The sequence below is a fragment of the Bradyrhizobium frederickii genome (assembly GCF_004570865.1).
GTDB lineage: Bacteria > Pseudomonadota > Alphaproteobacteria > Rhizobiales > Xanthobacteraceae > Bradyrhizobium > Bradyrhizobium frederickii.
Genome location: NZ_SPQS01000035.1, coordinates 45,118 through 54,320, shown reverse-complemented (window position 1 = coordinate 54,320; position 9,203 = coordinate 45,118). Strand labels below are relative to the sequence as shown.

General features: G+C 66.3%; 7 protein-coding genes. 6 read left to right on the top strand and 1 reads right to left on the bottom strand.

Annotated elements, in window-relative coordinates:
• The 5 genes from E4K64_RS35570 to E4K64_RS35550 all read left to right on the top strand — a co-directional run.
• The coding region (locus tag E4K64_RS35570; protein ID WP_135167438.1) for a tetratricopeptide repeat protein at nucleotides 1-640 on the top strand (640 nt) is incomplete at its 5' end.
• Between the two features lie 144 nt (nucleotides 641-784).
• A complete protein-coding gene (locus E4K64_RS35565) occupies nucleotides 785-1,456 on the top strand; it encodes an OmpA family protein (protein WP_167772427.1) in 672 nt (223 codons plus the stop codon).
• 158 nt (nucleotides 1,457-1,614) lie between these two features.
• Entirely contained in the window at nucleotides 1,615-2,544 is a 930-nt protein-coding gene (locus E4K64_RS35560; protein WP_135167436.1) for an RND family efflux transporter, read from the top strand.
• Entirely contained in the window at nucleotides 2,544-5,693 is a 3,150-nt protein-coding gene (locus tag E4K64_RS35555; RefSeq protein WP_135167435.1) for an efflux RND transporter permease subunit, read from the top strand. Before E4K64_RS35560 ends, E4K64_RS35555 begins: the two co-directional genes overlap by 1 nt.
• Before the next feature lie 60 nt (nucleotides 5,694-5,753).
• Nucleotides 5,754-5,993, top strand: coding sequence for a DUF433 domain-containing protein (locus E4K64_RS35550; RefSeq protein ID WP_135167434.1), 240 nt, complete (start codon nucleotides 5,754-5,756; stop codon nucleotides 5,991-5,993).
• Between the two features lie 133 nt (nucleotides 5,994-6,126).
• Here the strand turns inward: E4K64_RS35550 and E4K64_RS35545 are convergent, their stop codons facing one another.
• Complete coding sequence (locus E4K64_RS35545) at nucleotides 6,127-6,801, bottom strand: Crp/Fnr family transcriptional regulator (protein WP_028133182.1); 675 nt, start codon at nucleotides 6,799-6,801, stop codon at nucleotides 6,127-6,129.
• 237 nt (nucleotides 6,802-7,038) lie between these two features.
• Here E4K64_RS35545 and E4K64_RS35540 point away from each other — a divergent pair, with 237 nt between their 5' ends.
• The gene (locus E4K64_RS35540) at nucleotides 7,039-9,105 is read left to right on the top strand and encodes an AsmA family protein (protein WP_135167433.1); all 2,067 of its coding nucleotides are present in this window, start codon (nucleotides 7,039-7,041) and stop codon (nucleotides 9,103-9,105) included.
• Nucleotides 9,106-9,203: the final 98 nt, after the last annotated feature.

Genomic DNA, 9,203 nt, shown 5'->3' with positions numbered 1-9,203 from the left:
ACCCGCGCCCGCGCCGGCCCCCACGCCGAAGCCGCAGGTCGAGGCAGCCCTGCCCCCGCCGCCACCGCCTCCGCCGGTGAAGCCGATCGATGCCGCGCCGGCGCCGACGAGCACGGACAGCGGGCCGAGTGCCGCGGCCCTGGCCGACGATCCCACGATCAAGAGCCTGACCTCCAAGATTGCCGCCAATCCGGACGACGTGAACGCGCTGTACCGGCGCGGCCAGGTCTACGCCAGCAAGGGCGCCTACAACCTCGCCATCAAGGATTTTGACGATACGCTTCGGATCAATTCGAAGGACGTCGAGGCGCTGAACAATCGTTGCTGGACCCGCACCGTGGTCGGCGACCTCCAGGGCGCATTGAAGGATTGCAACGAGGCGCTGCGGCTGCGGCCGAATTTCGTCGATGCGCTGGACAGCCGGGGGCTCGTCAATCTCAAGTCGGGCGCGGTCAAGAACGCCATCGCCGATTTCGATGCGGCCCTGAAGATCAACCCGCGCCTGACCTCCTCGCTCTATGGACGCGGCCTCGCCAAGCAGCGCAACGGCTCCGCCCAGGAAGGGGCGCTCGATATCGCCAACGCCAAAGCGATGGATCCGAACATCGTTCAGGAATTTGCAAGCTACGGAGTGCGCTAGTATTTTTTTGAGCTGAGGCCGGCGGCGCCTCGAACCCTGGGGGGTCCAGGCAAGACTAACGAACGGATGCCGCAGGCTCCCCACGGGGGGCTGATTGCAGGAATTTTCGAACCGCGCGAACTGGCTGCACTGGAGGGACTGGCTATGAAATCGGCTGCAAAGGGACTTACCGCGATCCTGTCCATCATCGCTCTTGGCGCCGCCCTGTCGCTGCCGGCCCCGCCCGCATTCGCCGGCGACGACGGCAACAGCAAGAACGTCACCGAGGACGACATCGTCCGCGCACTGGCACCGGCGCCGAAGAAGCCCCTGACCCGCGGCCTCTCGATCGCCCCGCAGGCCGATCCCGCGCCGAACGCGGCGGAGACCAAGCTGATCCAGTCGGTGCGCGGCCGCTCGACGCGTTCCCTGTCGTCGATCGAGCGCGAGGAGATCGCGTCAGCCGCCAAGGACAAGCCGAACATCGATCTCGAAATCACGTTCGACTACAACTCCGCCAATATCAGCGCCAAGTCGATGCCGTCCGTGCAGGCGCTCGGTCGCGCACTGACCAGTCCCGACCTGAAGGGCTCCACCTTCGTGGTTGCCGGCCATACCGACGCCGCCGGCGGCGAAGCCTACAATCAGGACCTGTCGGAGCGTCGCGCCGACGCGATCAAGCGCTACCTCGTCGACAAGTACAGCATTTCCGCGACCGATCTCGTCACCGTCGGCTACGGCAAGAGCAAGCTGAAGGATCCGAGCCAGCCGATGGCGGAGGTCAACCGCCGCGTGCAGGTCGTCAATATGGAAAACAAGACCACCGCATCGAAGTAAGCACGACGCAATCCTTTGAAGTGACCGGTCGTGATGTGGTGTAAAGTCTCGCTTCCAAAGCGCGTCCCGCAGCCTTGCGGGACGCCGCTTCGTTTCAGGGAAACGCGTTTCATGGGCCTCGCACGGACGGCCGTGAGCCAGGCCAGGATGATCCGGCGATGAATCTCTCCGAATATCTCAAGCCTGCCGGAACCGTGGTGTTCGTCGTGGCACTCGGCGTCGGCTATTATCTGTTCGAGCATCGCAAGCGCCCCGAGCCGAAGGAGACGCAAAGCGAGGCGCTCGTCATCGTGACGAAGTCGACCAATGCCTGCTTCTCCGACCTGGTGCGTGTGACCGGCTTCTTCGTGCCGCGCCGCGAGGCCGTGGTTATCGCCGACCAGGAAGGCTCCAGGGTCACCGACCTCCTGGTCACCGAGGGCGCAATCGTCGCCGACAACCAGGAGCTGGCGCGCCTGACCGCGCCGCCGCAGATCCCGGGCCAGCCGCAGCGACCGGGCCCGCAAGGTCCGATTTCGCTGAAGGCGCCGGCGCCGGGCCTCGTCACCGAGGTCCGCACCATCGTCGGCGCGCCGGCCTCGCCGCAGGCGGGGCCGATGTTCCGCATCGCGGTCAACAACGAGATCGAGCTCGATGCTCAGGTCCCGGCGGTGCACATGACCAAGCTCAATTCCGGCGCCACCGTGCGCATCAGCCGCGACGACGCGCCCGATCTGATCGGCCGGGTCCGGCTGGTCGCGCCCGAGATCGACCGCACCACGCAGCTCGGCCGGGTCCGCATCAGCGTCACCAACAATCCCTCGCTGAAGGTCGGCGTGTTCGCGCGCGCCTCGATCGACGCGAAGCGAAGCTGCGGCGTCTCGATTCCCAAGACGGCGATCGACCATCTCACCATTCAGGTCGTCAAGGGCAACACGATCCAGACGCGCAAGGTACGGGTCGGACTGTCGTCCGACAGTGCCACGGAAATCCTGGAAGGGCTCGAGGTCGGCGAGATCGTCGTCGCCGATGCCGGCTCTTCGCTCCACGACGGCGACCAGATCAAGACCATGTTCGCCGATGAACTCGATCGCACGCGGGTACGCTGATGGCTCTCAATATCTCGGCATGGTCGATCCGCAATCCGCTGCCGTCGGTCGTCTTCTCGATCATCCTGCTGATTCTCGGCTGGGTCTCCTTCACCAAGCTCGCGGTGACGCGGCTGCCGTCGGCCGACATTCCCGTGATCTCGGTCGTGGTCTCGCAATTCGGCGCGGCACCCGCCGAGCTGGAATCCCAGGTCACCAAGACGATCGAAGACGCCGTCTCCGGCGTCGAGGGCGTGCGGCACATCACCTCCTCGATCACCGACGGCGTGTCGGTCACCACGATCCAGTTTGCGCTGGAGACCAACACCGACCGCGCCCTCAACGACGTCAAGGACGCGGTGACGCGCGTGCGCTCCAACCTGCCGCAGAACGTCACCGAGCCGCTGATCCAGCGCGTCGACGTCATCGGCCTGCCGATCGTCACTTATGCAGCGATCTCGCCCGGCAAGACGCCGGAGCAGCTCTCCTATTTCGTCGACGACGTGGTCAAGCGCGCGCTGCAAGGGGTCCGCGGCGTCGCCCAGGTCGAACGCATCGGCGGTGTCGAGCGCGAGATCCTGGTCTCGCTTGACCCGGACCGCCTGCAGGCCATGGGCCTGACCGCCGTCAATGTCAGCCAGAGCCTGCGCGGCACCAATGTCGACGTCGCCGGCGGCCGCGCCGAGATCGGCAAGAATGACCAGGCGATCCGCACGCTCGCGGGCGCCAAGACGCTGGGTGACCTTGCCGGCACCATGATTCCGCTGTTCGGCGGCGGCGAGGTCCGGCTCGACGATCTCGGCACCGTCACCGACACCATCGCCGACCGCCGCACCTTCGCCCGCTTCAACGGCGAGCCGATCGTCGCGCTCGGCATCAAGCGGTCCAAGGGCGCCAGCGACGTCAAGGTGGCCGAGGCCGTTCAGAAGCGCATCGACGCGCTCAAGGCCGCCTATCCCGACGTCGACCTGAAGGTGATCGACACCTCGGTCGAATACACCAACGGCAATTACCACGCGGCGATCTCGACCCTGTTTGAGGGCGCCATCCTCGCCGTCATCATCGTGCTGCTGTTCCTGCGGGACCTGCGCGCCACCATCATTGCCGCGATCTCGTTGCCGCTGTCGATCTTCCCGGCGTTCTGGGCGATGGATCTGCTCGGCTTCTCGCTCAACCTCGTCAGCTTCCTCGCCATTACGCTGTCGACGGGTATCCTGGTCGACGACGCCATCGTCGAGATCGAGAACATCGTTCGGCACATGAACATGGGCAAATCGCCCTATCGCGCCGCGCTCGAGGCCGCCGACGAGATCGGCCTCGCGGTGATCGCGATCTCGCTGACCATCATCGCGATCTTCGCACCGGCAAGCTTCATGTCGGGCATCGCCGGACAGTTCTTCAAGCAGTTCGGCATCACCGTCTCGGTGCAGGTGTTCTTCTCGCTGCTCGCCGCGCGCTTCGTCACGCCGGTGCTGGCCGCCTACTTCCTTAAGCACGGCCATCACGAGGAGCCGCCGCCCGGGCGCATCTTGCGGTCCTATCACCGCATCGTGGCCTGGTCGGTGAAGCACTATTTCATCACGGTGCTGGTCGGCTTCGGCATCTTCGCCGCCTCGATCTGGAGCATCACGCTGCTGCCGCAGGGATTCCTGCCGGCGCAGGACAGCGCGCGCTCGCTGCTGGCCCTCGAACTGCCGCCGGGCACCCAGCTCGCCTACACCGAAAAGGTCACCGAGGACATCGTCGCGCGCCTGCGCAAACGGCCCGAGGTGAAGAGCATCTTCGTCGACGGCGGGCGCGTCCCGCCGGGCACGCAGGAAGTCCGGCGCGCCGCACTGATCATCAACTACACGCCGAAGGATGCCCGCGACATCACCCAGCGCGAGCTCGAATTCTCGATCAGCCAGGAACTGGAGAACATTCCCGACATCCGCTTCTGGTTCCTCGACGAGAACGGCCTGCGCGCCATCTCGCTGGTCGTGACCGGCGTCGACGCCAACATCGTCAACAATTTCGCGAGCGAGCTCGCGACCCAGATGAAGCGGATTCCCACCATCTCCAACGTGATCTCGGAAACCACGCTGGAGCGGCCAGAGCTGCGCGTCGAACCGCGCGCCGATCTTGCCGCGCGGCTCGGCGTCTCGACCGAAAGCCTGTCGCAGACCATCCGCGTCGCCACCATCGGCGATGTCGGACCCGCGCTCGCCAAATTCGACGTCGGCGACCGACTGGTGCCGATCCGCGTGCAGCTCGAGGATGCCGCCCGCGGCAATCTGAAGACGCTGGAGCAGTTGCGCGTGCCGCTCGGCGAGCACGGCGAGAAGGGCGGCGTGCCGCTCTCGGTCATCGCCGACGTCAAGCTCGACCAGGGTCCGACCAGCATCAACCGCTATGACCGCGAGCGGCAGGCCACCGTCGCCGCCGACCTCGTCGGTTCGGCCGCGCTCGGCGACGCCACCAAGAAGATCTACGACCTGCCGGTGATGAAGAGCCGGCCGAAGGGCGTGAAGGTCTCGCCCTCCGGCGACGCCGAGAGCCTGAACGAACTGTCCGAGGGCTTCGCCACCGCGATCACGGCCGGCCTGATGATGGTCTACGCCGTGCTGGTGCTGCTGTTCGGCACCTTCCTGCAGCCGATCACCATTCTGTTCTCGCTGCCGCTCTCGATCGGCGGCGCCATCGCGGCCCTGCTCCTCACCGGCAAGCAGCTCACCACGCCGGTGTGGATCGGCATCCTGATGCTGATGGGCATCGTCACCAAGAACGCGATCATGCTGGTGGAGTTCGCGATCGAAGCCATTCGCGCCGGCAAGCCGCGCGAGGAGGCCATGATCGACGCCGGCATGAAGCGCGCCCGTCCGATCGTGATGACCACGATCGCGATGGCCGCGGGCATGATGCCGAGCGCGCTCGCGGTCGGCGCCGGCGGCGAGTTCCGCTCGCCGATGGCACTCGCGGTGATCGGCGGCCTGATCTTCTCGACCATCCTGTCGCTGGTGTTCGTGCCCGCGATGTTCATGGTGATGGACGATTTCGGCGCCCTGATCTGGCGCTTCGCCAAGCGGCTGATCGTGCACAGCGACGACGCCGAGACGGACGGCCATCACGGAGCGGCGCCGGCGGAAGCGGGGCCAGCACCGAGGAATATCGTGCATCCCGCGGCGGAGTAGGGTTCGAAAGGCCGCGGTCGTGCACTGGCGAAAGGCGGCCGCTGGCGCTATGTTGTGCCCATGACGTTTACGCGTATTACGATCGATCCCGCGGTCTGCACCGGCAAGCCCTGTATTCGCGGGTTGCGGTTTCCAGTGGCGCGGCTGCTGGGCCTGCTGGCCGCCGGCGAAACCCGGGAATCCGTTCTGAACGACTACCCGTATCTCGAACGTGAAGACATTGACGAAGCGTTGCGCTATGCGGCCTTCCTCGCTGAGGACGAGGCCGTCGAGCTGCGTCCCACAGTCCCGGCTAAGTGAAGTTCCTCGTCGACATGCCCCTCTCGCCGGTGCTGTCGCGCTGGCTCACAGAGCTGGGACATGGCGCCGTCCACGCCTCCGCGATAGGACTTCATGATCGCGTCCGCCGACGCAGGCTGCCGATCGGTTGACCTCACTCGTTGCGCGCGATCGCGGTCAGCTTGGTCATGTTCCGCAGCAATATCCGGCCGCGCTGCAGATCGAGGATCGCCTCCTTGCGCCAGGCCTGGAGCTGACGGTTGACGCTCTCGCGGGCGGCGCCGACGAAGACGCCGAGCTGCTCCTGCGAGATGTGCACCTCGGAGCCGAAATCGGCGGCGAGCGCGCAGAGCCGTCGCGCCAGGCGGACCGGCAGCGGCTGCAGCATGGATTCCTCCATGCGCTCGCTCTGCCAGCGGATGCGCTGGCACAGCAGCGCGATGATCTTGATCGCGACCTTCGGCTCGCGTTCGAGGAAGCTGAGAAAATCTTCGCGCCGCAGCACGAATAATTCGCTGGCCTCGCCCGCGGTCGCATCCGCGGTGCGATTCTGGCCGTCCAGCACCGCGACCTCGCCGAACAGGTCGCCCGGTCCCATGAAATTCAGCGTCAGCCGGCTGCCGTCGGCGGCGCCGGTCTCGATGCGGACCTGGCCACGGCGCACGCCGAACAGCGCGTCCCCGGGGTCCCCTTTCTGGAACAGCACCTCGCCATTGCCCAGATGCTGGGTGTGGCAGAGGTTGGACAGCCGCTGGAGCTCGTCGGCACCGAGATCCGCGAACATCGCGTTCATCTTCAGGATGACCGCAAATTCGGCCTGCTTGCTCATTTGAATGTCCTTGTGAACGTTTCTGGTCCGTTGTCTCGGCAAATCGCTTGAAACCATCACCATCAGGATCGCGTAAAACCGCGTCGGAGAAGTGTGTCATAAGTCACATAACTTTGCAGCACCCCCTGACTATTTTTACGCGCTTGGAGCCGCTTCCCGTCCGGGGATAAACTCAGGGCGCGAAGGATGGGTGGCCGGCGGGATTCGACGCCGACCGTCCGTCATTGGAAAGTCGACATGAGAGCAGTGAAATTCGTCGGCGCGGCTTTGGCCGCCGTCATCATCGTGATCGCAACCCTGCTGGTGATCGGGATCCCATCGGGCTTCCTGACCTCGACGATCGCCTCGCGGGTCGAGAATGCGACCGGCTATCGGCTGTCGATCGACGGCACCACGAAGATCAGCCTGTGGCCGGCGCTGAACGTCACCCTGAACGACCTCACGCTTGCCGACCCCAGGGATCGCAGCGGCATCACGCGCCTGACGGTCGACAGCGTGCAGGCCGAGATGTCGCTCTCCAGCCTGTGGTCGGGCCGCCCCGAGATCAGCGAGCTCATCGTCACCCATCCCGTGCTCTACCAGCCGCTGCTGCGTGAGCGCCTGCCGAATGCCGGATCGTCCTCGAAGCCGCCGACGCTGAACGTCGACGGCGCGACCATCGACCGCGTCAAGGTCACCGACGGCGAAGTCGCATTCTCCCGCCTGCGCGATCGGGTCGATGGCCGCATCAGCGCCATCAACGCCGACGCGATCGTCGGCCGCGACCGCAGGGTCAACGTCACCGGCACCGCGCGCGTCGGCGATCATCCGACCAAGTTCGACGTCAAGGCAACCGCGCCGGCATCGCCGGCCGACCGGCCGACCGTTCCCGTGGATTTCGCCATCGACATGCCTGATGTGCTCAAGTCCCAACTCACCGGCCACGCCGAGATGCGGCTGAGCGGCGACGTCGTGATGATCAACGGCGTCAATGGCCGGCTCGGCGACGGCGTGTTCAACGGCTGGGCGTCGGTCGACATCGCGAGCAAGCCCCTGGTGAAGGTCGATCTCGACTTCCAGCGGCTGGCGATTCCGCTGGCGAAATCGCCGCAGGGCGCGGCCGGACAACCCTGGAGCAATGCGCCGATCGACGTCTCCGGGCTCAATTATGTCGATGCGCAGGTGAGAATCTCGGCGAACGAGGCCGTGATCGGCGATGCGCGCATCGCGCCGCTGGCGCTCGATGCAAAGCTCGCCGGCGGCGTGCTGAAGGCCGGCACCGCCAATCTCGGCGCCTATGGCGGCCAGGTGTCGGGCGAGGTGATCCTCGATGCGACCACCGGCGCGCCGAGCTTCGCCATGCATTCCGATCTGGTCGGCGTGCGGGCGCTGCCGCTGCTTCAGGGCCTCGCCGAATTCGACCGCATCGACGGCAAGCTGCAGGCCAAACTCGCGCTGCGCAGCGCCGGCACCAGCCAGCGCGCCCTGATGGCGAACATGCAGGGCACCGCCTTCGTCAATTTCCAGGACGGCGCCATCCGCGGCATCAACGTCGCGCAGATGATCCGCTCGCTGACGACGGGCACGCTGTCCGGCTGGCAGGACAGCCAGAGCCCCAGTCAGGAGCAAAGCACGGACCTGTCGCAGCTCTCGGCCTCGTTCCGCATCGACAAGGGGCAGGCGGTCACGACCGATCTCAACCTGATCGGACCGCTGGTGCGCGTCACCGGCGCCGGCACCATCGCGCTCGACACCAAGATGATGGGTTTTCGCGTCGAGCCGAAGCTGGTGATGACCACCGAAGGCCAGGGCCGCACCAATGAGCCGGTCGGCTTCGGCATTCCCGTGATGATCCAGGGCTCCTGGTCGCAGCCGCGGATCTACCCTGATATGGCCGGCATGCTGGACAATCCGGACGCCGCCTATGCCAAGCTGCGCGAGATGGGCAAGGGCCTGTTCGGCCCTGACGGCGCCGGGCTCGGCAACATTCTGGGCAGCCTTGGCCTTGGCGGTGCCAATGCGCCGGGCAGCGGCAATGCGGCCGGCAACGCCAATCCGCAGGCCCAGCAGCCCGGGCAGAACAACCTGCTCGGCGGCCCGCTGGGGGAGGCGCTCGGCAATTTGATTCAGCAGGGGTTGTCGGGTGGCGCGGGAAGCAGCACCGGCACCGCGCCAGGCAGCGGCCGCAGCCGCAGCCTGCCGGCGCCATCCTCCACGCCGGCGCCGCAGGCTTCGCCCACAGCCCCGACCCTGGACGACCCGCCGGTCGCGCAGCAGGACAGTCAGCCAATGAACGACGTGCTGCGGCAACTCTTCAACCGCTGATGGGGCTGCGACAATCCCTCCTTCCACCCCGCCCCGGCGTCCACGGCGGGTAACCACGCCGGCTTGTCTCCGGGGCGCGCGGCGGTCCTTTGGCCCAA

What these genes read in the sequence shown, in the direction of transcription:
- E4K64_RS35555 (WP_135167435.1), top strand. Translation starts at nt 2,544, where the DNA reads ATGGCTCTCAATATCTCGGCATGGTCGATCCGCAATCCGCTGCCGTCG.
- E4K64_RS35560 (WP_135167436.1), top strand. Translation starts at nt 1,615, where the DNA reads ATGAATCTCTCCGAATATCTCAAGCCTGCCGGAACCGTGGTGTTCGTC.
- E4K64_RS35540 (WP_135167433.1), top strand. Translation starts at nt 7,039, where the DNA reads ATGAGAGCAGTGAAATTCGTCGGCGCGGCTTTGGCCGCCGTCATCATC.
- E4K64_RS35565 (WP_167772427.1), top strand. Translation starts at nt 785, where the DNA reads ATGAAATCGGCTGCAAAGGGACTTACCGCGATCCTGTCCATCATCGCT.
- E4K64_RS35545 (WP_028133182.1), bottom strand. Translation starts at nt 6,801, where the DNA reads ATGAGCAAGCAGGCCGAATTTGCGGTCATCCTGAAGATGAACGCGATG.
- E4K64_RS35550 (WP_135167434.1), top strand. Translation starts at nt 5,754, where the DNA reads ATGACGTTTACGCGTATTACGATCGATCCCGCGGTCTGCACCGGCAAG.